This window comes from Halobaculum sp. MBLA0143, from assembly GCF_041361465.1.
Lineage (GTDB): Archaea > Halobacteriota > Halobacteria > Halobacteriales > Haloferacaceae > JAHENP01.
On sequence record NZ_JBGKAC010000001.1, the window covers coordinates 1,239,701 to 1,265,416 of the forward strand.

Here is a 25,716-nt window from a genome sequence, read left to right on the forward strand (position 1 = left end):
AAGAACTGACACCCACACCGGGGATCGGCCTCGGTGGGGTGTCACTCCGGAGCGAACGGACCGACGAGAATCGACGGGAACTCCGGCCGGTCGTCGCCCGCGTCGGCCACCTCGAACGCGCCGTCCCCGTCGCCCACGGCACGCTCTCGTCGGAGGACGGCCTCGTCGTCGACCGAGACCGTCTCGACGGTCACGACCACCTCGTCGGCGTCCGTCTCCGGCGTCAGCTCCAACAGGAACTCCCGTGTCTCCCCGGGACCGACGCTGTCGACGACGCCGTCGCCGAACGTGGCGACGCTCGCGCCGTCGCCGTGACACCGGAGCCGGACGTCTTCGACCGGCGCGTCACCGGTGTTGACGACCGTCAACGAGGGGTTGTCCCCGCCGGTCAGCGAGTCGACGGCCAGCCCGGACGGGCCGTCGTCCGTCGCCAGTCGCGGCGCGAGCGTGTCGAGACGCCGACGCTCGCCGTCGACGACGAGGTTCAACTGCGCCGGCACCGCCGTCTTCGAGTCGACGCTCGGCAGCGACTGCGACGCGACCGTGCCGTCGAACGGACACTCGAACTCGAACGGCTCCGGCTGTGAGTCCAGTGTCACTCCCTCCACCCGGCCGGTCACGCCGTCGTCGCCGTCGGCCGCGACACACAGCTTCGGCCCGTCGTCGCCGACCGTCCGCCAGACGTACGGGACGACCGGTCCGTCGGAGGCCGTCAGGTCGACGGCGCTCGTCGACACCCGGTCGCCGTCGACCGCGACGGACAACGGCGGCAGTCGCTCGTCTCGGTAGACGACGACCCGCCGGGTGCCGACCGCCCGCGGCTCCAACGGCAGCGTCGTGTCGTCGTCCAACGGCCGTTCGAGCGTCGCCGTCCGGTCGGCCCCGTCCGTCGACCGGGCCTGGAGTCGGTCCGTGACCGCGACCCCAGCCCAGGCGTCCGTCTTCGCTACCGACCGCTCGACCGTCACCGGCGGACCCGACGCCAGCGTGTCGCCGGTGGCCGCCGACGCGGGGTCGTTGGCTGGCGCCGACGCGGCATCGTCGGTCGTCGCGGCAGCGCCGGTCGCCGTCGCGGTAGGGTCTGTCGTCGCCGCAGCGACGTCGCCCGTCGGCCGCCGTCGTCCGCGCGTGTCCGCGACGGCCGGGACGACCCCGGGGTCGAGCGTGAGCCGTGCGTTCGCCGTCTCCGTCGCCGCCTCGACGATGCGTCGCTCCGGGTCGACGGACGGGAGCCGCCAGCACAGACTGCCGGCCGGCGGGAGCGACAGCTCCCGGGTGACCCGGTCGTCGGCCGACGGGAGTCCCTGGACGACGAGTCGGTCGGTCGTCGGACAGTCGACGCGGCTCTCGACGGTCACCTCGGCGTACCCAGTCTCGTCGGCCGACGCCACGTCGACCGACAACGGCTGTTCCGGCACCGCAACGTCAACCGTGCGCTCGCCGAACTTGTCGAGCGTGACGGTCACGCCGTCGACGGGCGGGTCGAGGACCGCCTCGACCGTGACCGTGTCGCCGGCCGGTACCCGGTCGATCTGGGAGTCTGCGACGTACCCCCCCTCCACCGGCGTGTCCGTCGCGTTCGACACCTCGACGGCGACCGTCACTCGACCGTCGGTCACACCGACCGGCTCGCCGGTGACGCTCGCCGTCTCCGTCGACTCCCGGACGGTGAGACTCGTCTCGTCGACGGTGCCGTCGCCGTCCGACAGCCGGACGGTCACCTCACCGGCAGACAGCTCTCGGAGTTCGAACTCTCGGGTGAGACTGTCGCCCGCCCCCAGCGACAACGGGACCGGGCCGCCGGCGAACGTCACCCCCTCGCCGGTCAGCTGGACGGTGTCGTCCACCGGCACGTCGCCGTCGTTGCCGACGGCGACCGGCAGCGTCGCCGCCGTCTCGTCGACGGACGCGGCCGGCACGGACACGGACAGGTCCGCGCCGGCGTCGCTGCTGGGCCGGAACACGCCCGCGGTACCGCCGGCCACCACACAGACGACGGAACCGTCTGTCGACGGCACGACCGTTCCGTCGGGCGACAGCCCGGTGACGGGGGTCCGGTCGCCGTCCGGACGCAACGCCGCGAGTTCACCGGCCGTCTCACACAACAGCCACTCCGTTCCGTTGGACGCCAGCCAGTCGACGCCGGCGTCCTCGCTCCACTGTCGCCGCCCGTCCTCGTACGCGACCGCCGACCCGTCCGCGAGCACGGCGAACAGGCGACCGTCCAACAGCCCGACCCGTTCCACGGCACCGTCCAGCTGGACCGGCTCCCGCGGCTCACCGTCGACGATCCGGGTGAAGGAGGTGAAGCTGGCGACGGCCACCGTCCCGTCGCCCGCGACTACGGTCGTCTCCCCGGGGGCGTCGGCGTGGGGGGTCGCCAGTCGTCGCCGTTCCGTCCCGGTGTCGCCTCGGAGCCAGACGAGTTCGTCGTCGACGGTCTCGACGACCACGCCACGCTCGGTCAGGCCGGCCACCAGCCCGACCGGCTCCAATCCCGTCGCCTCCCAGCGGCGACTCCCGCCGGTCCCGTAGGCCGTCACCGTCCCGTCGGCGAGCACGTACACGTCCCGCCCGGCGGCGACGTCGGCGACCGGCGTGCCGGGGCGCCGGAGGGTGAACTGCCCCTCGCTGTCGACGTACCGCACCTGTCCGTTCGGCTCGGCGAGCACGACCCCGTCGGCACCCCCGTCGGCCGCCGCGACCGTGCCGTGCTCGAACGCCGACTGGCGAGCGAAGGCGACGGGCTCGGTCACGACTCCCCGCCGCCCCGGAGCATCCCCAACTCCTGCGCCTGTTGTTCCACGTACTCTTTCATCTCCGGGAACCCCTCCAGCTCCTGGGCCTGCTTCATCACGCTGGAGACGTACTGTCGTACCGTCTTCGGCTCCGTCTCCTCCAGCCGCGCGAGGAGGTACTCCGTGTCCGGCTGGATCGGGTCCCGGTCGTCCAAGGCGACGCTCTCGACGAGCTCCCGTTGGAGGTCGCTGCCGAGCACGCGGTCTGCGATCTCCGCGGGCGTGTAGCCGACCGACGCCTCACCCAGCTGCCGGCAGTCCACGTCGTCTCGCTCGGTGATCCGTCCCAACGAGGTCTCCCACACCTCCGTCATCACGTCCGCGCCCGGCTGCGGGATGAACTGCTGGATCGGGAACCGCCGGGTCGCCGCCGGGTCGATCGAGAAGGGCATGTTGGTCGCGCCGATCACGAGGAGGTTGTCCTCCACGTCGTTCATCTGTTGGAGGAAGGCGTTCGTCAGCGCTCGCTCGTGTCGCTGGAGGTTGTCGTCCGACCGGTCCGGGATCAGCGTCTCCACCTCGTCGAAGAAGAGGACGGCGAACCCGCCGCTGGCGATCTCGTGGGCCTGGTCGAACGCCGCCTCGACGTTCTTCTCCGACTCGCCGGAGTACTTCGACACCACGTCGCTGCCCCGCACCTCCAGGAACACCACGTCGCCGTACTCCTCTTCGATGTCCGTCTCGTACTTCGCCTCGTGGGCGATCGCCTCCGAGATCAGCGTCTTCCCACAGCCCGGCGGGCCGTACAGCATCATCCCGCCGCCGCGGTCGGCGAACTCGCGGCCGTAGCTCTCGACGACGGCGTCCCGGACTCGCGAGTCGAACAACGACAGCACCATCCGTGCCGTTCGTTTCACCTCGGAGAGTCCTGCCACGTCGTCCTCGAAGTTCTTCTCTGGAACCGTCGGCTGGATGTTGATCGACGCCCCCTCGTCGCCACGGCCGCCGCCGTCACCGTCGGCGTCGTCACCGCCGCCTCCGCTCCCGCCCCCGTCCCAGCCGGAGCTCCGTCCGGCGTCGTCGGAGCCGTGAGCCGGCGTCGAACTGTCGGTCTCGAACTCGAACTCCGTCCCCTGTCCCACCATCACCGTCGGCTCGTACGGCTCGACATCGGTGACGGAGAACTCGACGACCTCGCTCCCGAGGTCGTACCGTTCCACGATCGGGTGTAACAACACCTCCCGATCCTTCAACACCGCTTCCAGCTTGTCGGCCGGCGTCCCGAGCGGGTTGATCGTCACCGATCCCGCCGGACGAACCTTCTTCGGCGACGGTAGCGAGTAGACGTAGAACGACTCCGTCCGGTCGATGCCGCCGAACAGCTCCGCGATCTCCGGCGCGATCTTGGCGTCGCTCCCGATGTTGCTGGCCACACGATCGTTCTCCGCATCGACCTGGAGCGTCACGTTGACGCCACAGTGCTCGATCCGGACGACCTCGTCGTCGGGGTTGATCTTACTCGCTCCCAACGTCAGGTGCGAGGTCGGTTGACTGTCCAACACCACCGGTTCTAGGCTCAGTTTACTCATGTTGTCACCTCTCCGTCCTGTCTCGTGGCGAACCCTCCGCTCTCGTCTCGGTCCGTCACGAGAACTCCGCCTCCGTGTTTGCCGCCAGTGTTCGCTTCAGGAACGCCTGGAGCTGTTCGAACTCCGCAGCGACGAGCGCGTCCGGCGGGTCGAGCCAGAGAACGACTGCCGGCTGCCACGCGAGCAGCGCCGCCGTGTCACAGCAGGCGCGTTCGAGCCGTTCGAACGCGTCGGCGGCACGCGGCTCGCCGACCGCCTCGAGTCGGCGCCCGACGCTCCGGAGCCCCTCGGCGGCCGCTTCCAGCCGCTGGGCGACCCACGGGAACACCACGTACCAGTTCGCAGCAGCCGGTCCCTCGCGGCCCAACGGAAGCGTGACCTCGTCCCCGGATTGGACCGCCCGCCCCGCCGCAGTGGCGGTCTCGACTGCGTCTGTCGGCGGCTCACCGTCGACGAACCCGTCCAGTATCCGTCCGACGGCGCGGTCGACCGACTCCGGCGCGGTCTCCGACAGCGACGGGAACCAGTCGACGGCCGAGAGTGTCTCCGACAGCCCGAGCAACGCTCCGTCGACGGCGTCGACCGCGGTCCACGGTGACGCGGTCCCCGGGCGGCGCGCCGTGCGGAGGCGAGACACCTCCGCCTCGATCGTCCTTACGGCCTCGGTCCACCTGTCCGTACACACCTGCATCTGTTCGTCACTGTGCCGTCTGTTGGGTCTCGACGTCGCTGAGCTGTTCGGCCTGCTCGGTGGCCGCCTCCATCTCCTCGTCCGTGCCGAGGCTGTCGAAGAACTCGTCGTCGTCCTCCTCTTCCATCTTCTCTTTGGGGTCCATCATCCCGCTGAGCGACGAGAGGAAGCCGGCGTACTGCTCGGACAGCTCCACCAGGTCCTCCGGGAAGATCGCCTCCCCGAGCGCGAGCTCTCTGAAGTTCTCCCGGTGGTCGATCATGATCCCGCGCATGGCGTCGAACTGCTCCATCACGCGACCCAGTTCCTTCACACGGTCGGAGCCGGGGCCCAGCTCGGGACCCTGTGCCTCCTCCATGTTCTCGTAGAAGTGGTACTGCTCGCGGAGGTGGTCGAACTCCTGTTTGTCCGCCTCGTTCAGGTCCGACGGCTTCCCGTCGCCGACCAGATTCTCCATCTTCTGGCGGAGCTCCTGTTGTCGTTCTTCGGGGTTCACGTCGGAACTGCGCCGGTCCGTCTCCGCCTCGCGGTTCTCGAACCGTTCTTTCGCCTGCTCGACGCGGTCGTGGGCGTAGTCGATCCGTTCGATACAGGTGTCGAACATCGCCGCCCAGTTGTTGTACATCTTGGTGTACTCCGTCTCGGAGAGCTCGTCGAACGGCTTCAGGACGGTCACACCGTCGTTGTCGGAGGCCTCGACGATGTTCTGATCGTCGAGGTAGTCGATCACCGCCTCCGCCTGCCACTCCGTGTCGGCGAACTGGTCGTCCGACTCGACCAACGCGGAGACCGCCTGCTCACGGTCGATCTGTGCTTCACCCTGGTCGCTGATGTCGAGCGCGTTCCCCAGGTCGTGGTCCATCAGTTGGCTGACGAGCCGCTCCCAGTTGGCCTCCTCCTCGGCGTCATCCTTCCGCTGTACGATACTCCCGTCGAACCTGACGGCCTCGTCCCGGCTGCTCCTCGGAACTGCCGTCACCATTCCGTCCGATTGTTTGAAGTCGTCGAACTTCGTCATACGTTCATCTCCTCGTCGATCAGGTCCGAGACGCGCTGTCGGACCTCGTCACGCAGATACTCGTTGGCCGGTTCCGTCGACGCCATCCGGAGCTCCTCGATCTCCGGTTCGACCTCCTGTTTGAGGCTGCTCGCCGTGTGTGCTCCCTCCTTGTTCACCACCGGTTGGACCATCGACTCGGCTCTCCCTGCCACCTCCGCGTCGACCTCGTCGGTGTGTTTGGCGATCGGGACACGCCCGTCGGTCTCCTCGATCCCGGTGCCCGACTCGAACCACTCGGCGACGTGCTTGACGATGTCGTCCTGATCGAGGTCCAGCCCGGGCCGGCTGGACCTGACGGCCGCGAGCACGTTCGAGTAGCTCTCGATCTGGTCGACGAGCAACGACCGGTACTCCGTCTTCGGCATCGCGTAGCCGGCGTCCTGGAAGGCAGTGACCACCTCCTCCTCGATACCCTCCCAGAGCCACCGAGCGAACTCGTCGACGTCGTCTCTGACCAGGTACTCCCCGTCGAGGTCGAGGATGTACCCCTCCGACTCCAGGTAGTTGATCACGTCCGACACTGCCGTCACCGAGATGGCGTCCTCCAGGTTCTCGTGGGTGATCCGACCGTTCATCCCCTCGCTGGCCAGCTTGTCGTTGAGATCTTCACCCCGGCCGTCGACCCGTTCTTTCAACTGGGGACCGATCGTGTAGTAGTCCCTGGCGCCGGCCGCGATGCGCAACACGAGCCCACGCTCGTTGTCTTGCAGCTCCTCGACGAAGAACGAGACGTCGTCGAGCGCGAGGTCGAACTGTCTGCGGAAGTCCTCCGCAGTGGCGACCAGGTCGTGGTCGAACAGCTCCTGTAGTTCGTCCGCAACACCCATGTCGAGCCCCTTGTCGAACGGGTCGACGTAGAAGACGCCCGGTCTGATCCGTTCGAACGGGTAGTCCTCTGCCGACGCCATCTCCCTGAGCTCCTGTTTGATGTCGGTGTTCGACACCGACCCAGAGTGGACGAGACCACTGCCCTCGGACTCGTAGGCGTCCTTGATCGCCTGCTTCTCTCTGTCGACGTACACGAATCCGTAGTTCTCCTCGGCGACGGAACGACACGCGTCCGAGAGGACATCGTTGTCGACTGGCCGTATCGGCATTGTCGGTACCCACGAAGTAGTGATCCTAAAAGTTGTCCCCTACCCACCGTACTGGCCGACGGCGACCCCGAACGACCGACTTTTGCTCGCCGGCCCGCACAGACCGGACGTGGACACACGCTTCCCGGACGGCCACGAACTGACGCTCTCCCGTGCGAGCGGCCGGTACGCCTTCCTGACCCGCGACGGTCTCGTCTCGAAGACGACCGTCCGCCCGGCGGAGACGGCCCTGGTCGAGACGCTCGGGGACGCCGACGGCGACGCGGTCGTGTTGGGGGCGGACTTCGGTGTCGTCCCGACGCTCCTGGCCCGGGAGACGGGCTGTCGGCCGACCGCCGTCACGACGAGCGCGCGGGCGGCCGACTGCTGTCGGGTCAACGCCGACCGCAACGACGCTGCCGTCGGAGTGACACTGGACGCCTGGGTGCCCGTCGAGCGGGCGGACCACCTCCTGTACGCGCCCGCCGACGCGGTGCCGGCGGCGGTCGCCCGCGAACGGCTCGCCCGTGGTGTCGCCGCGACGGCCGCCGGCGGGACGGTCGCCGTCGCGGCGCCCGACCCGGACGGTGTCGCGCCGTTCCGGGCCGTGTTCGACCGGTGTTGTCGCGGCGTAACTCGGGAGCGCGTCGGCGACGCGACGGTGTTGTCCGGCCGGCGTGCGGACGGCGACCCGGAGACGGGACTGGAGCCGAACTCGTTCCGCGCGACCGTCGGCGAGTACACCTGTCGTTTCCTCACGCTGCCGGGGCTGTTCTCCTGGCGAGGAGTGGACGACGGGACGGCCGCCCTGCTGGAGGCGGTCTCCGTCGCCGACGGCGACCGCGTGCTGGACCTGGCGTGTGGCTACGGCGCCGTCGGCGCGTTCGTCGGCGCTCGGACGGACTGTCGGCTGTACGCGACGGACGACGACGCGCTGGCGACCCGGTTCGCCCGCCGCAACTACGAGCGCAACGGCGTCGACCCCCAGACGGTCGTCACCGCGGACGGACTGGACGGCTTCGACGACGAGTCGTTCGACACAGTGGTGGCGAACCCGCCGACACACGCCGGCAGCGGCGTCACCCGGAAGCTGTTCGCCGGGGTCGCCGACCGACTCACCCCCGACGGCGCGTTCTGGCTCGTCTACAACGAGGTGATGGGGTACGACTACACGCTCCGGACGGAGTACGACCTCGCGGTCGACGTGGTCGCGGCGTCGGAGGGGTTCGAGGTGGCGGTCGCTCGGCCGAATTAAGCCTCCTGGAGCCGGCCGCCGTCGACGGCGACGTTCTGGCCCGAGAGGTAGTCGGCCGCCGACGAACAGAAGAACAGGACGGGCGCTGCCACGTCGTCGAACGACGCCGGTCGACCACGGGGGTAGTCCACCCCCTCCACGACCGTGTTCTCCACCGCGAACGGGGAGACGGCGTTGACCGTGATCCCGTCGTCCTGTGTGTCGTACGCCAGCGTCCGGGTGAACGACAACACCGCCCGCTTGGCCGCGAAGTACGGGAAGTTCTCCGGCACCCGGCGGTCGTCGCGGGCGTCGGCGACGCCGAAGTTGACGATCCGCCCCCACTCGCGGTCGCGCATCCCGGGGAGCACCCGTTCCGAGCAGAGGTAGGTGCCGTACAGACAGCCGGCGATCGTCTCTCGCCAGGCGTCGTAGCCGATTTCGTCCCACCGGCCGCCCGGCAACGGCCCGACGGCGTTGACGAGCACGTCCACCCCGCCCAGTTCCGTCTCGCAGTCGCTCACGAACGCGTCCACCGCCTCGGGGTTCGTCACGTCGCCGGCGACGACCGCCGTCTCGGCGCCGCGGTCCCGGGCGTCGGCCGCCGTCGCGGTCGCCTCCGCCGCAGTCGACTCGTCGCGGTGGTGGACCGCGACGTCCGCGCCCGCGTCGGCGAGCCGCAACAGGAGCTCTCGTCCGACGCGTACCGCAGAGCCGGTCACCAACGCCGTCCGTCCGTCGAGGTCGGGATCGAGTGAGTCCACCAGAGTCGACAGGGCCGGCGCGTGTATCAAACCCGCGACTGCCCGGAGCGTCGGCGGCGCCACCCGTCGGGGCGGCGACTCGACCCGCAGACTCAAGTGTCGACCGGATAATATCACAGTATGAACCGAGGATTATCGCACGACAGCGACGGGGCCGAGGAAGAGGAGACGGCCGTCGTCGGCACGGAGCGGACGCTCGCCGTCGGCGGCGACAGGCCCATCCGGATCAGCACGGGCCACCGGATCAGACACCACGACGGGAAGTGTTCGCGACCGCACGGCCACAACTACGAGGTGTCCGTCGAGCTCCGCGGGACGCTGACGGAGGAGGGGTGGGTCGCCGACAAGGGGACCGTGACGAGCGTGATCGACGACTGGGACCACCGGTTCCTGTTGGAGGCTGGCGACCCGTTGGTCGAGGCGTTCGCGGCCAGCGGCGACGGGGACGCCGTCGTGACGCTGCCGGCGCCGCCGACGGCGGAGGTGATGGCCGCGACACTGGAGGAACGCATCGCCGCGGCCGTCCCGGACACGGTCGAAGACGTCGCGGTGACGGTCCGAGAGACCCGGGAGCTGGGTGCCGTCGGGGGGCTGTAGCGTGCCCGTGGAGTCGGACCCGGCGGCGGAGTTGGCGGTGGGCGGCAGCGACGAGAGTGACCCCGCCGACGCGGACGAGCCGACGCTCCCGATCAACGAGCTGTTCTACTCCCTCCAGGGGGAAGGCCGGCTCGCGGGCGTGCCGTCCGTGTTCGTCCGGACGAGCGGCTGTAACCTCCGGTGTTGGTTCTGTGACTCCTACCACACCTCCTGGGAGCCGGAGGGGGGAACGAGAACCGTCTCGGAGGTGGTGTCGGCAGTGGCGTCACACGACGCCGATCACGTCGTCGTCACGGGCGGAGAGCCGATGCTCCACGACGCCGTCGAGACACTGCTCGCCCGGCTGGACGACCGTGGCTACCACACGACCGTCGAGACCAACGGGACAATCTACCGCGACGCGCCGGTGGACCTGGCGAGCGTCAGCCCGAAGCTGGCCTCCTCGACGCCGACCGCGGAGCGAGACCCGAAGGGAGACGGAGAGTGGGCCGAGCGCCACGAGGCGGCCCGGATCGACCTGGACGCGACCGCCCGGCTGGTGGAGTCGTACGACAGCCAGCTGAAGTTCGTCGTCACGGACGAGTCCGACCTCGCGGAGGTGGAGTCGTTGGTCGCCCGGCTGCGCGACCGGGCGAGCGTCCCCGTCCCGGACTCGGAGGTGCTCCTGATGCCGGAGGGGGCCACTCGCGAGCGGCTGGCAGAGACTCGCCAGACGGTGGCGGAGCTGGCGGCCGAGTACGGCTACCGCTACACCCCTCGGATCCACGTCGACGTGTGGAACGACGCCCCGGGGACGTGACGGACGACCGCGACGGACGGATCGGATCGGCAGACCACACACCACACAGACACCGATGACAGACACGGACACAGACACGAACGCGACGGCGGACAGTGACGACGAGAAGCGGGCGGTCGTCTTGGTCTCCGGCGGGATGGACTCCGCGACGGCGGCCTACGAGGCCCGCGACCGAGGGTACGACCTCTACTTCCTGCACACCTCCTACGGCCAGGAGACGGAGGCGAAAGAACGAGCGTGCGCCGAGACGCTGGCCCGCGAGATGGACGTACGAGACTTCCTGGCGGTGGAGACGAGCCACCTGTCGCGGATCGGCGCCTCCAGCCTGACGGACGACGGGATCGAGGTCGGCGAGGCGGACCTGGACGACGACGAGGTGCCGGACTCGTACGTCCCGTTCCGGAACGCCAACCTGCTGTCGATGGCGGTGGCGTACGCGGAGGCGAACGACTGTTCGGCGGTGTTCCTGGGCGCCCACAGCGAAGACTACTCCGGCTACCCGGACTGTCGCCCGGAGTTCTTCGCGGCGTTCCAGTCCGTCGTCGACGCCGGGACGAAGCCGGAGACGCAGATCGACGTGGTCGCCCCGTTCACGGAGTGGTCGAAGACGGAGATCGCGGAGCGTGGGACGGAGTTGGACGTGCCGTTCGCGGACACCTGGAGCTGCTACCGCGCCGAGGCGCCGGCCTGCGGGACGTGTGACGCCTGCGCCTACCGGCTCCAGGCGTTCCAGCGCGCCGGCCTCACCGACCCCGTCGACTACGAGGAACGGCCGACGTACGCCGACTGATCTCACTTCAATCCTTTGACGACTCTCGGTGCCAGTGACGGTGCCGGGCGGTGTAGGTACGCTGGATCTGTCGCTACACCAGACGCGTCAATGCAGAATCCAATCGACAGGTGGGCCGTGACGGCCCTCAGATCGTACACAGTGTTGGTGATAGCGGCGTTGGTCGTCGGCGCCGTCGTCGTGCCGTCTCTCGCCGGCACGCCGGCGTCGCCGGACCGCGTCGTCGTCGTGGAGGTGGACGAACGGATCACGGACGACACGGCGTTACAGGTGACCCGACAGCTCCGGTCGCTGCGCGACGACGACTCCGTCGCGGCGGTCGTGTTGCGGGTGTCGAGCCCCGGCGGCTCTGCGGCCGCCAGCGAGGCGATGTACCTCTCCGTCCGGCGACTGGCTGCAGAGAAGCCGGTCGTGACGAGCGTCGGCGGGCTGGCGATGTCCGGCGCCTACTACACCGCGGTGGGGAGCGACGAGATCCTGGTGACGCCCGCGAGTCTCGTCGGGCACGTCGGCGTGATCGCGTTCGCTCCCAGCGGCGGGCTGTCACCGTCGGCGACGACCGGCCCGGACAAGGCCAGCGGCGGGCTCACCCGCGATCAGTTCTTCACCCGGCTGGAGTCGATAAAGCGAGCGTTCGTCGGCGCCGTGATGACCGAGCGGGGGGAGGAGCTGACCGTCTCGCGGTCCGTCGTCGGGGAGGCGTCGGCGTTCAGTGGGTCGAAGGCGGTCGAAAACGGCTACGCCGACGGGATCGGCGGGGTGGAGGCGGCGATCGCCGCCGCGGCCGACCGTGCCGAGGTGTCGGACTACCGCGTCCAGTACACGGACCCGGCACAGCCGGCACGCGGGCTGTCGCTGGGGAGCAACACCACCGTCGCCGCGACCGGCCCCGGTGAGTACCGTGGCGTCGACACCGTACGGTACCTGATGCTGTACGGCGTTCCGGAGGCGGACGGCCAGGCGTACAACGCCACCGCGGCCGCGGAGGTGGGGGCGTGAGCCTCCGTGGCGTCCTCGCACGGGCCGGTGTGTTCGTCGTCGTGCTCGGGCTGATCGCCGGCGGTGGGCTGTTCGTGACCGGGTCCCCGGTTTCGCCGTCGCCGCCGACGGTGTCGGAGGACGCGACGGCCCCGTTCACCGGGCCGGACAAGGTGGTCGCCCCGTCGCCCGAGAACGGGAGCCTGAACGTCGAGGCGGACGGCGACGGGAAGGTGGTCGTGGTCGACACGGCACACAGCGGAGAGCTGTCGCGGGCAGCGTTGACCCCGTTCACGAACGCGCTCGTCGACAGCGGCGCCGAGGTGCGGTACGCGCTCGACGACCGGACCCGCGACGAGCCGTTGAACACGACGCTGGCGGGCGCCGACGCCTACGTCGTCGTCGGCCAGGGCGCGGCGTACACCAACGACCAGCTCCGCGGGATCGCCAACTTCACCGCGTCCGGGGGGCGGGTCCTGATCGTCGACGAGCCGAACGCGGGCGTCGGCGGGATCGCCAGCCTCCTGTTCGGCGGCGGTCGCCGCGACACCACGACCCGGTCGCTGGCGCCGTTGGCGTCACAGGCCGGGATGGGCTTCGGTGACGGGTACCTCTACAGCGTGGAGAACTACGACACGAACTACCGCAACGTGTACGCCACGCCGACGGCGGACGGCCCGCTGACGGAAGGTGTCTCCCGGACGGTGTTCCACACGGCGCTGCCGGTGACCGGACCGGGAGTCGTGGCGACCAGCCCGGACACGACCGTCTCGGACACGCGCCGACAGGAACGGTTCACCGTCGTCGCGCGGTCGGGTAACACGACGGTCGTCGGTGATTCCAGCGTGTTCGATCCCGAGTACCTCTACCGCGCGGACAACGAGGTGCTCGTGTCGAACGTCTTGGAGTTCCTGCTGACCGGCGAGAAACGGCCGGCCGACGCCCCCGGGCGCGACTCCGGCGAGAGTCGGTTCGGCGCCTGACGCCCCGAGATCGGGGCGACGGACCCCGTCTGTCCCAGAGGAAACTGCTTATGCGGCTCGCGCGCATCTGTCCGTCCACACGATGCTCGGGCAGATCAGTCGGATGGACTACTTGACGAAGGTACAGTACCTCATGATGCTCCTGTTCGGCGCGGTGACGGCCGTGTTCGCGTTCGCACCGCTCGGCACGCAGACTCGCATCATGGGCGCGGGCGTAGCGTTCGGCGTGACCGTCGGGCTCTGGTTCTCACACCTGTTGTCGATGGTCGTCGACGCGGTCGGTGATCTCCGCTCGGGGGCGGCACAGTAGATGAGTGAGGAGCGCACAGACGAGGCGTCGAGCCAGACTCGAGCGGTGACGGACGGAGGCGGTGCCACTCGTGGCACGCTCGACACCACCGCCGCCGCCGACGAGGAACCGACGGAGCCGCCCGAGCCAGTCGAGGAGACCGGCCCGAACCTGGGAGCGTTCCTGCTCACTGCCGGGAGCGTCACCGTCGTCTTCGTCGCGGTGTTCGTGTTCGCGTTCCCACAGCCGATCAACCAGTACTTCGCGGGGATCGTGCTGTCGGTGACCGTCGTCACGCTCATCGTGGGGATGGTGTTGGACCTGTTGGGTTACTTCGACGACGAGGCGAAGGTGCCCGCCGCCGGCGACGACGGACCAAGTGAGCCCGAGCAGCTCCAGAGCGTCCGCAAGCGCCCCAACAAGCCGTTGCCCAAGCAGATCAACTTCGACGACGAGCTGCGGGAGCTGCGCGACCACTTCGACGGGGAGGTGCCCAGCCAGATGAACTCCTTCCTGACGGAGTACGAGAAGCTGAAGTCCGCCTCGCAGAACCGGAAGGTGATCGCCGGCAGTCTGCGGGCGGCGCTGAACCCCATCAGTGCGCTCGTCACCGACGAGGAGACGGAGGAGATGGTCGACGAGATGGGCGACCGGTTGTTCGCCTACATCAAGGCCGACCCGGTCGACAACATCGTCGTGACGGAACACGCCTTCTACGAGGACGGTGTCGTCACGCCCATCGCGGAGCTCCAAGGCGAGCAGGCCCGGATCAAAGCCACCGTCCACAACCAGGGCGACTCCGCGAAGGCGGAGGTAGCCGTCCGGTTCAAGAACGACTCCGGCGTCCCGGTGAAGACGGCGTACCTCCCCGTCGGGGAGGTGGTGACGGAGGCACAGAAGGAACTGAACACGAGCGTCTACGTCCCGTCGCTGGCGACGGACGCGGACGTGTTCGTCGTCCGAGCGACCCAGGACACCCCCGTCCTGGACATGTGAGGAGTAGTCGGTGGTCGCGCCGCGTGTCGACCGCCGACGGCCAGTCGTCCTGTCGTGTGTCGACCGTCGGCAGCCAGTCGTCCCGTCGGCGACGCACCGACGAGCAGGTTGGTTCTCGCCTCGTTCTGCCGTGATACGGGACTACTCGACGGTCGTCGTCGGCTCGGTGTCGGCCACTCCGGCCCGGTCGAACAACCGACGTGCCTGTCGTTCGGCGTCGCGTCGCGCCCGGGAGAGGTCGATCGTCGTCAGCGTCCGGTCGCGCATCAACACCTGCCCGTCACAGATCGTGTGTCGCACGTCACTCCCGTCGGCGGTGTAGACGAGACTGGTGACCGGGCTGTGGCCCGGCCCGAACTTCGGCTCGCTCGTGTCGACGACCGCCAAGTCCGCGTTCGCGCCCGGCTCGATCCGTCCGCTGTCGATTCCGAGCGCCCGGGCTCCCTCGACGGTCGCCATCTCGAACACTGCCTCCGCCGGCAGTGCCGCCGCGTCCCCGGTCGCCAGCTTGGCGACCATCGCGGCGTCACACATCTCGTCGAACAGGTCGAGGTCGTTGTTCGACGCCGGGCCGTCCGTCCCCAGAGCGACCGGCACCCCGGCCGCACGCAGTTCGGCGACGGGCGCGATCCCGCTGGCGGTCTTCATGTTCGCCGCCGGGTTGTGGACGACCGTCACCCCTCGTTCGGCCAGTCGCTCGATCTCTCGTTCGTCGACGTCGACACAGTGTGCGAGCGTGTCGCCCGGCTGGAGCATCCCGAGGTCGTCCGCGTAGACGATCGGACGGCGACCCGTCGCCTCGACCACGTCCGACACCTCCCGGCTCGACTCGTTCGTGTGGTAGTGGAGCGGGAGGTCGGCCTCGCGGGCGGTCGGGACGTGCGTCTCCAACACGTCGGTGTCGACCGTCGCCGGGTTGTGTGGCTGGACCGTCGCCCGGATTCGGCCGTCGGCCGTGCCGTCGACCTCGCGGGCGACCGTGACGCTCCGTTCCATGTCGGCGTGTGCCGCCGCGGACTCCTTGCCGACGCTGATCGCGGTGTGGCCCAGCGTCGCCCGGACGCCCGCCTGTTCGACGACGGCCGCGGTCTCGGGCACCTCGAAGTACATGTCCGAGAAGGCGGTGACGCCGGCGCGGATCATCTCGGCGACGCCCAGCCGCGCGCCGGCCCGCACGTCGGCGGGTTCGAGTGCGGCCTCGACCGGCCAGACGGTCTCTTCGAGCCACTGTTCGAGCGGCTGGTCCTCGACGAACCCCCGCAACAACGTCATCGCAACGTGGGTGTGGGCGTTCACCAACCCCGGAACGACCAGTCCGCCGTCGGCGTCGAGGGTGTCGTCGGCGGTGTCGACGGTGTCGGCGGCGGTGTCGACGGTGTCGTCGGCGGTGTCGACGGTGTCGTCTCCACCGTCGACCGATCTCACCTCGCGGATCGTCCCCTCCTCTCGGTCGATCAGCACGTCCGCTCGTTCGACGGTGTGATCCGGCAGAACGACCCGCCCACCAGCGACCCGGAGCGTAGACACGGGTCCGTATACGGAGAAGTACAACATAGGTGTGCCGACTGGGCCCGTTCACCTCCGGGCGAGCCGGCGGTCGGTCACTGGCCGGGCGTCCCGGTCACTCCTCGGAGCCCGGACTGCTGGGGTGGTACCCGGTGTCGTACTCACCGGGTCGGTCGTCGATCCGGTCGGGGTTGACGCGGCCGTCGAGCATGGCGAAGTCGAGGATCGTACACCACAACACCGCCTCGACGACGGGGACGGCACGCGGCATCAGGACGGGGTCGTGGCGGCCGACCACCTGGACGTCCTTGCGCTCGTCCGTCTCCCAGTCGGCGGTCGTCTGTTCTTTCGGGATCGAGGTGGGCGCGTGCCAGGTCGCCTCGCCGTAGATCGGTTCACCGGTGGTGATCCCGCCCTGGAGTCCGCCGTGGTCGTTCCCCTCCGGCACCGGGTCGCCCTCGTCGGCGACGACCGGCCCCTCGCCGTCGTGGAACGCCCAGTCTTCGTTGCGCTCGGAGCCGCGCATCGTCCGAGCGTCGCGGCCGGCGCCGAACTCGAAGCTCGTCGTCGCCGGGATGGCGAACATCAGCTGGCCGAGCCGCGCCGGGAACGAGTCGAATCGCGGGGCGCCGAGCCCCCGCGGCACTCCTCGGCACTCGAAGTAGACGGAGCCGCCGATGGAGTCACCCTCCGTCTGGTACTGGTCGATGGCGTCGCGCATCTCCTCGGCCGTCGGCGGGTGGGCACACCGCACCTCGTTGTCCTCCGTGTGCTCCTGCATCTCTTCGAACGTGACGGGCGGACACTCGATGTCGCCGACCTGGTTGACGTGGGCCTCCACCCGGACGTCGAGGTCGCTCTGTTCCAACACCTGGCGGGCGACTGCGCCGGCGGCGACCCAGTTGACCGTCTCGCGGGCCGACGAACGGCCGCCGCCGCCCCAGTTGCGGGTGCCGAACTTCGCGGAGTAGGTGTAGTCCCCGTGCGAGGGGCGGGGGGCCGTCACGAACGGCTCGTACTTCCCGGACCGGGCGTCTTTGTTCTGGACCACCATCCCGATGGGTGTGCCCGTGGTGTAGCCGTCCTGCAGCCCGGAGTTGACCGTCACGTCGTCGGGCTCGCCGCGACTCGTCGTGATCATCGACTGGCCGGGCTTGCGACGGTCCAACTCTCTCTGGATCTCCTCCGTCGACAGTTCGACTCCGGCCGGCACCCCGGAGACCGTACACCCCATCGCCGGTCCGTGGCTCTCCCCGTACGTCGTCACCTGGAACAGTCGCCCGAAGCTGTTGCCGTTCATGCCGTTCGGTCGGGCCCGCGCGGGCTAAAACCCCGTGGAGCCTCGGCGGCCGCCGCCGTCCGTCTGCCGCCGCCCGCAGTCGTGTGTCTCTGGCTGCGTAACACTCGCCGCGTCCCGTGCGGTTGAAGTGTGGCGACCTGTTAGTAGCGAAGTGATAACAACCGTGAGCCACACAGTCGTCTGTCGGAGGCGGTCGTCGTGAGTTCGTTCGACAGGCTCGTCGAACGGGTGACGGATCACAGTCGAATCGCGATCGTGGTGATGCTGTTGCTCACCGCGGGCATCGGTCTCGGCGCCTCCGACGTGAGCCAGGAGTCGTCGCTGGACCAGTTCCAGACGGACTCCGTCGAGGCGGAGAAGCTGGACTACATCGAGGGGAACTTCTCGGCGGACCAGAACACCACCACGGCACAGGTGATCGTCCGCGAGCCCAACGGCAACGTGTTGGACAAGCGGTCGTTGGTGTCACAGTTGGAGCTCCAACGCGCGTTACGGGACAACGAGACGGTCGACGACAGTCTCGTCGACGACACGCCGCCCGTCGGCATCGCAAACGTCGTCGCCACGGCGGCGATCCAGCGCGACGAGGCGCGAGACGTGCGCGAACTGGGGACGGAGATCCGCGAACTGAACGCCTCCGTCCAGCAGCGTCGTGCGGCGTTGGCAGCCAACCGGACGGCTCTGCGAGAACGACAGGCGCAGTTGGAGGCCAACCGGACGGCGCTCCAGGAACGGCAGGCGAACCTGACGGCCGACCGACGGGCGTTGGCCAACCGGACGGACGCGCTGAACGCGACGGCAGCGCAGCTGCGGGGCGGGCTGACGACGCTCCGACAGAGCCCGAACGCGAGCGTCCGGGCGACGTTCGACGCCGTCGACGCGAACACCACAGTCGAGCTGAACGAGACCGACTTCCGGACGTACAGCCGTGCGGCGACCGCGCTGCGGGCCGCGCGAAACGAGACGGCGACCCAGGAGGCGTACCGGCTCGGCACCCGCGGCGTGTTGCGCGAGGAGTACGCGGCCGTCGAGCGGGAGGGCCAACGGCTCCGAGAACGCGGCGAGCAGCTCCAGGCCGACGCCGAGCAGTTGGAGGCGCGCGGTCGGGAACTGCAGGAACGGGCCGAGCAGTTGGAGGAACGCGGCGAGCAGCTCCAGGCCGACGCCGACCGACTCCAGTCGCTCGCAGACGAGTTAGAGACGGAACGGGCGGGGTTGGAGAACGCCACGGACGCGACGCTGGCCGAGCAGACGGCCAAGCTGCGCTCGCTGAACGGCTCCGAGGTGGACGAGCTCGTCGGGACCGTCCTCGCCGAAGACGGTGAGGGCGGCAACTCCGTGTTCGGCTTCCTGCCGACGGACTACGACCCGGGCTCGACGGAGGCGAGGGCGACGACGATCCTCGTCACCCAGAAGTCCGACGGTGCGGCGGCGGCGCCGGGAGCGGCCTCCGGTGACTTGGAGACGGCACAGTTGGCGATCCAGAGTCTCGTGGAGTCGCGCGACGACCCCGGCCGGTACCTCGTCTTCGGCTCCGGGATCGTCAGCGACGAGATCACCGCGTCCCAGGAGGACAGCCTGACGATCGTCGGGCCGCTCGCGGGGTTGTTCGTGTTGGTCGCGCTCGTGATCGCGTACCGCGACCTGGTGGACATCCTGCTGGGGCTGGTCGGCATCGCCGCGGTCCTGCTGTGGACGTTCGGGTTCATGGGCTGGGCCGGAGTGAACTTCAACCAGATCATGATCGCGGTGCCGGTGTTGTTGATCGGACTGTCGATCGACTACGCCATCCACATCTTCATGCGCCACCGCGAGGAACGGCAGGCCGCAGACGGCGCCGGCCCGCGGCAGTCGATGACGGTCGCGCTGGGCGGCGTCGGAATCGCGCTCGTGTGGGTGACGGCGACGACCGTGATCGGGTTCCTGTCGAACCTGACGAGCCCGGTCGCGCCGATCCGCGACTTCGGGGTCGTCTCCTCGTTCGGCATCCTGGCGGCGTTCCTGATCTTCGGCATCCTGATCCCGGCGGCCAAGGTGGAGGCCGACGAGATCTTAGAGCGGTTCGGGTTCGACCGTCAGATGACGGCGTTCGGCACCGGCGGCGGGGCGTTCTCCTCGGTGCTGGCAGTCGGGTCGCAGGCGGCCCGTAAGGCTCCGTTCGTCGTGATCGGGATCGCGGTGGTCGTCACCGCGGCCGGCGGCTTCGGCGCCGCCCAGGTGGACACCTCCTTCAGCCAGGAGGACTTCCTGGCGGAGGATCCGCCCGACTGGATGGACGAACTGCCCGAGGAGCTACGCCCGGGCGAGTACACCGCGAAGTCGAACTTGGAGTTCGTCAACGAGAACTTCGTCCGCGAGGACTCCCAGGCGCAGATCCTCGTGGAGTCCGGCGGCGGCGAGTCCGTGACGGATCCGGCGGTGTTGTCGTCACTGGAGACGGTCGCCGACCGGGCGACGGACAAAGACGTGACACAGACGCTGTCGAACGGCGAGGCGGACATCGAGTCGCCGTTGGTCACGATGCGGACGGTTGCGGCGGAAAACGAGACGTTCAACGCTACGTTCACCGCCGCGGACACGGACAGTGACGGCGTCCCCGACCGGAACGTCGCGGGCGTGTACGACGCGTTGTACGAGGCGGCGCCCGGCGAGGCCGAGCGGGTGATCGCCCGCGACGACGGCGAGTACGAGGCGGTCCGGGTCGTCGTCTCCGTGAGAGGCGGCGCCTCCGGCGGCGACATCACGGAGCAGATGCGCGATGTGGCGGACGTGATCGACGACGACGGCGGGCTGGTCGTCACCGCCACCGGGACGGCGATCCTCAACAAGATCGTCCAAGACGAGCTCCTGGAGACGGTGGTCGTCAGCCTGATCGTGACGCTGATCGCCGTGTTCCTGTTCCTGATGGGCTCTTACCGCCTGACGGAGGGGTCGGCGACGCTGGGGGCGATCACGTTGTTGCCCGTGTTGCTGTCCGTCGCCTGGATCCTGGGGACGATGTTCCTCCTGGACATCCCGTTCAACGTGGTGACGGGGACGATCACGAGCCTCACAGTCGGGTTGGGGGTGGCGTACAGCATCCACCTCTCCGAGCGGTACAACCAGGAGTTGGACCGCACCCGCGAGGTGTGGACGGCGATGGACCGCGCGGTGACCGGCACCGGCGGCGCGCTGCTGGGGTCGGCGGCCACGACCGCCGGTGGGTTCGGCGTGCTCGTGTTCGCCATCCTCCCACCGCTCCAGCAGTTCGGGACGATCACGGCGATCACCATCGTGTACGCCTTCCTGGCGGCCGTGCTCGTGTTGCCGAGTATGCTCGTCGTCTGGACCCGTCGGGCCGGGCCGGAGTGGGCCGCGAGCCAGATCGGCGACGAGTCAGAAGAGCCGGACACGCCCGAGACCGTGACGGCGGCAGCGAACGGTGAGGGGGCGACGACAGACGGGACGAGTGCGCCTACGGCGGAGCCGGCCGCGACGGACGCCGGCACGACCGTCGCGGACGACGACCGCGAGGCCGGCCAGACGGCACAGCCCGGCCAGTTCGAGGAGGGCGGGTTCGTCCCGGCGTCCGTCGTCGAGGGCGGGCCGACGGCCCACCGCGAACTGGACGACAGCCACGTCGCCCCGGGGACGACCGTGTCGGCGACGGTCACCGTCGAGAACGCGGACGGCCGGTTCGTCCTCCGGGAGGAGTGTGCAGACGCGGAGCTGTCCGTCGTCGAGACGGAGCCGGAGCCGGTGGACGTGGTCCAGCGCGGCACGGAGCTGAACGTCGCGTGGGACACGGCCGACGGCGCCACCCTGGAGTACGAGCTCCGGGTGGCCGAGGACGCGACGGACGGAGCGACCGTCGGGCTGGACGGTGTGCTCCTGACGGACGCGGCCGACCGCGAGGTGCAGGGTGACCAGAGCCTGACCGTGGTGGCGAACCTGTTCGAACGGATCGTCTCCGCGGGCGCGGTGACGGACGCGGACCTCCGACTGGCCCGCGAGCAGTACGAGGCCGACGCGCTGTCGGACGCGCAGTTCGACCGGATCTACCGGGCGTGGCTCCGCGAGGGCGGCGACAGACGCGAACTGCCGGACGGGGAGGCGACGGCCGACCGGCCGAGCGAGCAGCCGCGGCAGGGCCAGAGCCAGACGGACGGAGGAGACGATGTCGGAACGGAGTGAGTCACCGCTGGGTGACGACACAGACCACGCCGACGCGGTGGCGGGGCTGACCCAGCTCGGGCTGTCCACGTACGAGGCGAAGGTGTTCGTCGGCCTCCACGCGCTGGGCACCGGGAGCGCGGGCGAGGTGGCCGAGGTGACGGACGTGCCCCGGTCGCAGGTGTACGGCGCCGCCGAGGGATTAGAGGAGCTGGGCCTGATCGACGTGCAGGCCGGCACCCCGACGCGGTACCGGCCGCTGCCGGTGTCGGAGGCGCGGTACCTCCTGTTCGAGCGGATGAAGGAGGCGGGCGACACGGCGTTCGACTACGTGGACTCCGTCGCCGGCACGCACGCCGACGACGACGACAGCGGCGAGGCCGTCTGGCGGACGGACGGGGGCGAGAACGTCGCCCAGCGCGCCGCGGCGATGGTCGATGCGGCAGAACGACAGCTCACCTACGGCGCCGCCGACGTCAGCCGGATCGGCGACGCGGTGTTGACCGCGTTGTCGGAGGCGGACGCCCGCGGCGTGGACGTCCGGGTCGCCAGCGCCGACCCCGCCGTTCGGGCGGCCGCGACGGACACCGGTGTCACCGCTGTCGGACTCGCCGAGACGGCGACGCCCGATCTCAGCAACGGGCGCGTGCTCGTCGCCGACGAACGCGCGGTGCTCCTCTCCGTCCTGCCCGGCGCGGTGCCGCACGTCTCGACGGAGACGGCGTTCTGGAGCGACGACACCGCGTTCGCCCGGATCCTCGTCACGCTCATCGGCGAGTGGTTCGCGGAACACCTCGAGACGTAGCCGGCCGACACCGTCGGCCGTCGGGGTGGATCGTTCTCCGTTCGCGGGCGGTCGGACGACTGCCGCGCCCCGACACCGACGAGTAACGGGACCGAGGGCGTCGTGGGCGGCGAAGGCGACGGCCGCCGACCGCGAGTGAGTTCCGGCGGCGAGGTGATGTTGCGAGTCGTCTCACTCGTGGCCGCTGACGGGCACCGGCTCGTACGGCTCCTCCAGGTACGCCAGGTCGCTGTCGGAGACGGACAGCTCTAGGGCTGCGACGGCCTCTTCCAGGTGCTCGACACTGGTCGTTCCGACGATGGGTGCGTCGACGGTCTCCTGTTCGAACAACCAGGCGAGCGCGACCTGTGCCATCGACACGCCGTACTCGGCGGCGAGCTCCTCGACACGTTCGTTCACCTCGCGGCCGCCGTTCGCGAGGTACGGGTGGCGCTCGGCTTCCGCCTCGGCCTCGCCGCGTGCGGTCGTCTCCAGTTCGTCGTGCGGACGGGCGAGGAACCCGCGCGCCAACGGCGACCACGGGATCACGCCCACGTCCTCGCGGTCACACAGCGGGAGCATCTCCCGTTCCTCCTCGCGGTAGAGGAGATTGTAGTGGTTCTGCATCGTGGCGAAACGTTCCAGCCCGAGTCGCTCGCTCGTGTGCAGCGCATCGGCGAACTGGTGTGCCCACATCGACGACGTGCCGACGTAGCGTGTCTTCCCGCGCCGGACGGCGTCGTCCAGCGCCCGCAGGGTCTCTTCGACCGGCGTGTCGTAGTCCCAGCGGTGGGTCTGGTAGAGGTCGACCGTCTCCATCCCGAGGCGGTCCAACGACGCGTCCAGTTCCTGTTCGATCGCCTTGCGGGAGAGCCCGCCGGAGTTGGGGTCGCCGTCGCGCATCTGGAAGTACCCCTTCGTGGCGACGACGAACTCGTCGCGGTCGTACTCCGCGAGCACGTCACCGAGGACACGCTCGGACGCGCCACGCGAGTACATGTTCGCCGTGTCGAAGAAGTTCACCCCGAGTTCGATCGCGCGTTCGACGAGTTCCCGGCCCGCTTCCTCGTCCAGCACCCAGTCGCGCCAGGAGGGGTCGCCGAAGCTCATGCAGCCGAGACAGACCTTCGAGACCGTCATTCCGGTGTTCCCGAGTGTCGTGTACTCCACGCCTCCACGGTGGGGGTAGGGTGTGGAGAAACTACCGCTCCCGGCGGTCCGGGGCGGCGACCCGACGCCCCACACCGCTCTCGTCGCCCGTATCCCGCTGGGCGAGACCGCCCACGAGACACTTACGCTGGCCGGGCGACGACCGGACGATGTCGACACACGGACGCGGACACGACGGTGACGGCTGTGTCAAGTGCGGCCACACGGAGGCGGAGGTCGGAGAGATTTCCACGACCGGTGGTGGCCTCTCGAAGATGTTCGACGTACAGACGAACAGCTTCAAAGTGGTGTCGTGTACGAACTGCGGCTACTCGGAGTTGTACCGGGACACCGGGTCGGCCGGGAGCGACCTCGTCGACGTGTTCCTGGGCTGATGGCGGCGGTCGGCGTCGGTCTGGTCGTGTTCCTGCTCGTGGGGCTCGCGGCCCCACTGGTCCTGTACTGGCTCGTGCGGGCCGAACGCGCGCAGGACGCCGAGAACGTCAGCGACTTCGATACCGCCGAGCGGGCGGCACGGCGAGACGAGGAGTGAGTCACACGACGGATCGGACGCAGGGTGAGCCGACAGGCGCGATACCAACTTCTTTGTCGGTCCCGCCCGTACGACTGTCAACTCTGCGGGGGGTGGTGTCTCGACGGTCACCACTCCCCCTGGGACACGACCTATGACACTCTGGCTCCTCGGAAATCAGTTGTCCACAGACGCCGCACCGCTCGCGAGCACAGACGAGGTGTTGCTGATCGAGTCGTACGAGTTCGCCGAACGACTCCCGTACCACCCGTACAAGCTGACGCTGGTGTTCTCTGCGATGCGTCACTTCCGGGACCGGCTCCGGGCGGACGGCTACGACGTGACGTACATCCGCGCAGAGTCGTTCGCGGAGGGCCTCGCGGAGTACGCCGAGGCCGCACCGGGAGACGATCTCGTCCTCCAACGGCCCACGGGTCACCGTGCCGGCGAACGACTCGACGAGCTCGCCGCAGACGCCGGACTCACACTCACTGTCGTCGACAACGACCTGTTCGTCACCAGCCGCGACGAGTGGGACGAGTGGGCAGACGGACGTGGTGACAGCTACCGCCAGGAACACTGGTACCGGCACGTCCGTCGAGAGACGGGGGTGTTGATGGAGGACGGTGACCCCGTCGGCGGGGAGTGGAACTACGACGACGAGAACCGGGAGACGCCGCCGGACGACTGGTCACCGCCGGAGACCGCCGGCTTCCAACCCGACGAGCTCACCCGCGAGGTCCACGAGTTCGTCACCGACCGGTACGACCACCTCTGGGGCAACCACGACCTCGACGAGTTCTGTTGGCCCGTCACCCGCGCGGAGGCGTTGCAGGCGTTAGAGCAGTTCGTCGAGGTACGACTGCCGGCGTTCGGTCCGTACCAGGACGCGATGGTCGGCGACGAGTGGGCCATGGATCACTCGTTGCTGTCGCCGGCGATCAACCTCGGACTACTCGACCCGTTGGAGGTGGTCGAGGCGGTCGAGGACGCCTACGAGGAACGCGGCGTCGAGCCGGGTGCGCCCGCCGAGACGGTGACCCGCGAGGGGACGGTGCCGTTGAACAGCGTCGAGGGGTTCGTCCGGCAGATTCTGGGCTGGCGGGAGTTCATGCGACACGTCTACCGGGAGTCGATGCCGGGGCTGTCGGAGGCGAACCAACTCGACGCCACACGAGACCTGCCGGAGCTGTACTACACCGGCGACACGGACATGGAGTGCATGAGCGAGGCGGTCGGCCACGTCTGGGACCGGGGGTACGCCCACCACATCGAACGGCTGATGCTGTTGGCCAACTTCTCGACGCTGTACGGCGCCGACCCACACGAGTTAGACGAGTGGTTCCGGTTCGGCTTCGTCGACGCCTACGACTGGGTGACGACGCCGAACACGGTCGGGATGGGGTCGTTCGCCACCGACGTGCTCTCCTCGAAGCCGTACACCTCCTCCGCGAACTACGTGAACGACATGAGTGACCACTGTGGGTCGTGTCCCTACTACCACACGAAGACGACCGGCGAGGGGGCGTGTCCGTTCAACAGTCTCTACTGGGACTTCCTGAAGGAGAACGAGGAGACGCTGCGGGGCACCGGTCGGATGGGGCTGATGTACAACCACGTCGACAACAAGAGCGACGAGGAGTGGACGGAGATTCGGGGGCGGGCCGACGACGTACGGGCGATGGCGCGCGAAGGGGAGTTGTAGCGGT

22 protein-coding genes are annotated in these 25,716 nt (G+C 69.2%); 13 read left to right on the top strand and 9 right to left on the bottom strand.

Annotated features, from left to right (window positions below; all coding sequences use genetic code 11):
- Nucleotides 1–41 precede the first annotated feature (41 nt).
- From RYH79_RS06385 to RYH79_RS06405, 5 genes are all read right to left on the bottom strand, one after another.
- Nucleotides 42–2,756 carry a hypothetical protein gene (locus RYH79_RS06385; protein ID WP_370897351.1) on the bottom strand — a complete coding sequence of 905 codons (2,715 nt, stop codon included), beginning with the start codon at nucleotides 2,754–2,756 and terminating at the stop codon, nucleotides 42–44.
- Nucleotides 2,753–4,327, bottom strand: coding sequence for an ATP-binding protein (locus RYH79_RS06390; RefSeq protein ID WP_370897353.1), 1,575 nt, complete (start codon nucleotides 4,325–4,327; stop codon nucleotides 2,753–2,755). The genes RYH79_RS06385 and RYH79_RS06390 overlap by 4 nt, the downstream gene beginning before the upstream one ends.
- A gap of 55 nt (nucleotides 4,328–4,382) precedes the next feature.
- Complete coding sequence (locus RYH79_RS06395) at nucleotides 4,383–4,964, bottom strand: hypothetical protein (RefSeq protein WP_370897355.1); 582 nt, start codon at nucleotides 4,962–4,964, stop codon at nucleotides 4,383–4,385.
- A gap of 61 nt (nucleotides 4,965–5,025) precedes the next feature.
- Nucleotides 5,026–6,036, bottom strand: coding sequence for a hypothetical protein (locus RYH79_RS06400; protein WP_370897357.1), 1,011 nt, complete (start codon nucleotides 6,034–6,036; stop codon nucleotides 5,026–5,028).
- Nucleotides 6,033–7,175 carry a hypothetical protein gene (locus RYH79_RS06405; RefSeq protein WP_370897359.1) on the bottom strand — a complete coding sequence of 381 codons (1,143 nt, stop codon included), beginning with the start codon at nucleotides 7,173–7,175 and terminating at the stop codon, nucleotides 6,033–6,035. The genes RYH79_RS06400 and RYH79_RS06405 overlap by 4 nt, the downstream gene beginning before the upstream one ends.
- A 109-nt stretch (nucleotides 7,176–7,284) precedes the next feature.
- Between RYH79_RS06405 and RYH79_RS06410 the strand changes: the two genes are divergently transcribed.
- A complete protein-coding gene (locus RYH79_RS06410) occupies nucleotides 7,285–8,409 on the top strand; it encodes a class I SAM-dependent methyltransferase (protein ID WP_370897361.1) in 1,125 nt (374 codons plus the stop codon).
- Here the strand turns inward: RYH79_RS06410 and RYH79_RS06415 are convergent.
- On the bottom strand, nucleotides 8,406–9,110 hold the full coding sequence (locus RYH79_RS06415; RefSeq protein ID WP_370900795.1) for an SDR family NAD(P)-dependent oxidoreductase: 705 nt from the start codon (nucleotides 9,108–9,110) through the stop codon (nucleotides 8,406–8,408). The genes RYH79_RS06410 and RYH79_RS06415 overlap by 4 nt on opposite strands.
- Nucleotides 9,111–9,272: 162 nt before the next feature.
- Here RYH79_RS06415 and RYH79_RS06420 point away from each other — a divergent pair, with 162 nt between their 5' ends.
- The 7 genes from RYH79_RS06420 (at nucleotide 9,273) to RYH79_RS06450 (ending at nucleotide 14,584) form a co-directional block, all read left to right on the top strand.
- Entirely contained in the window at nucleotides 9,273–9,749 is a 477-nt protein-coding gene (locus RYH79_RS06420) for a 6-pyruvoyl trahydropterin synthase family protein (protein ID WP_370897363.1), read from the top strand.
- 1 nt (nucleotide 9,750) lies between these two features.
- Nucleotides 9,751–10,548, top strand: a complete 798-nt coding sequence (locus tag RYH79_RS06425) for a 7-carboxy-7-deazaguanine synthase QueE (protein WP_370897365.1) — start codon at nucleotides 9,751–9,753, stop codon at nucleotides 10,546–10,548.
- Nucleotides 10,549–10,603: 55 nt separating this feature from the next.
- Nucleotides 10,604–11,338, top strand: coding sequence for a 7-cyano-7-deazaguanine synthase QueC (queC, locus tag RYH79_RS06430; RefSeq protein WP_370897367.1), 735 nt, complete (start codon nucleotides 10,604–10,606; stop codon nucleotides 11,336–11,338).
- A 117-nt stretch (nucleotides 11,339–11,455) separates the two neighbouring features.
- Nucleotides 11,456–12,337, top strand: a complete 882-nt coding sequence (locus RYH79_RS06435) for a S49 family peptidase (protein ID WP_370897369.1) — start codon at nucleotides 11,456–11,458, stop codon at nucleotides 12,335–12,337.
- Complete coding sequence (locus RYH79_RS06440) at nucleotides 12,334–13,299, top strand: DUF4350 domain-containing protein (RefSeq protein WP_370897371.1); 966 nt, start codon at nucleotides 12,334–12,336, stop codon at nucleotides 13,297–13,299. Before RYH79_RS06435 ends, RYH79_RS06440 begins: the two co-directional genes overlap by 4 nt.
- 82 nt (nucleotides 13,300–13,381) lie before the next feature.
- Nucleotides 13,382–13,609: a hypothetical protein gene (locus RYH79_RS06445; protein WP_370897373.1), complete on the top strand. Its 228-nt coding sequence runs from the start codon at nucleotides 13,382–13,384 to the stop codon at nucleotides 13,607–13,609.
- A complete protein-coding gene (locus RYH79_RS06450) occupies nucleotides 13,610–14,584 on the top strand; it encodes a hypothetical protein (protein WP_370897375.1) in 975 nt (324 codons plus the stop codon). It begins immediately after the preceding gene.
- A 141-nt stretch (nucleotides 14,585–14,725) separates the two neighbouring features.
- Here RYH79_RS06450 and RYH79_RS06455 read toward each other — a convergent pair whose 3' ends face one another.
- The gene (locus tag RYH79_RS06455) at nucleotides 14,726–16,111 is read right to left on the bottom strand and encodes an amidohydrolase (protein WP_370897376.1); all 1,386 of its coding nucleotides are present in this window, start codon (nucleotides 16,109–16,111) and stop codon (nucleotides 14,726–14,728) included.
- A gap of 94 nt (nucleotides 16,112–16,205) precedes the next feature.
- Complete coding sequence (gene aroC, locus RYH79_RS06460) at nucleotides 16,206–17,390, bottom strand: chorismate synthase (RefSeq protein ID WP_370897378.1); 1,185 nt, start codon at nucleotides 17,388–17,390, stop codon at nucleotides 16,206–16,208.
- Nucleotides 17,391–17,588: 198 nt separating this feature from the next.
- Here aroC and RYH79_RS06465 point away from each other — a divergent pair, with 198 nt between their 5' ends.
- Nucleotides 17,589–21,563 (top strand): MMPL family transporter, encoded by a 3,975-nt coding sequence (locus tag RYH79_RS06465; protein ID WP_370897380.1) that lies wholly within the window; start codon nucleotides 17,589–17,591, stop codon nucleotides 21,561–21,563.
- Nucleotides 21,547–22,347: a TrmB family transcriptional regulator gene (locus RYH79_RS06470; protein ID WP_370897382.1), complete on the top strand. Its 801-nt coding sequence runs from the start codon at nucleotides 21,547–21,549 to the stop codon at nucleotides 22,345–22,347. The genes RYH79_RS06465 and RYH79_RS06470 overlap by 17 nt, the downstream gene beginning before the upstream one ends.
- Nucleotides 22,348–22,518: 171 nt before the next feature.
- Here RYH79_RS06470 and RYH79_RS06475 read toward each other — a convergent pair whose 3' ends face one another.
- Nucleotides 22,519–23,496, bottom strand: a complete 978-nt coding sequence (locus tag RYH79_RS06475) for an aldo/keto reductase (RefSeq protein ID WP_370897384.1) — start codon at nucleotides 23,494–23,496, stop codon at nucleotides 22,519–22,521.
- Between the two features lie 149 nt (nucleotides 23,497–23,645).
- Between RYH79_RS06475 and RYH79_RS06480 the strand changes: the two genes are divergently transcribed.
- The 3 genes from RYH79_RS06480 to RYH79_RS06490 all read left to right on the top strand — a co-directional run bounded on the left by RYH79_RS06480 (nucleotide 23,646) and on the right by RYH79_RS06490 (nucleotide 25,712).
- Complete coding sequence (locus tag RYH79_RS06480) at nucleotides 23,646–23,870, top strand: zinc ribbon domain-containing protein (RefSeq protein WP_370897386.1); 225 nt, start codon at nucleotides 23,646–23,648, stop codon at nucleotides 23,868–23,870.
- Nucleotides 23,870–24,028 (top strand): DUF8143 family protein, encoded by a 159-nt coding sequence (locus RYH79_RS06485; RefSeq protein ID WP_370897388.1) that lies wholly within the window; start codon nucleotides 23,870–23,872, stop codon nucleotides 24,026–24,028. The genes RYH79_RS06480 and RYH79_RS06485 overlap by 1 nt, the downstream gene beginning before the upstream one ends.
- Before the next feature lie 133 nt (nucleotides 24,029–24,161).
- A complete protein-coding gene (locus tag RYH79_RS06490; RefSeq protein WP_370897390.1) occupies nucleotides 24,162–25,712 on the top strand; it encodes a cryptochrome/photolyase family protein in 1,551 nt (516 codons plus the stop codon).
- The last annotated feature ends 4 nt before the right edge of the window (nucleotides 25,713–25,716 follow it).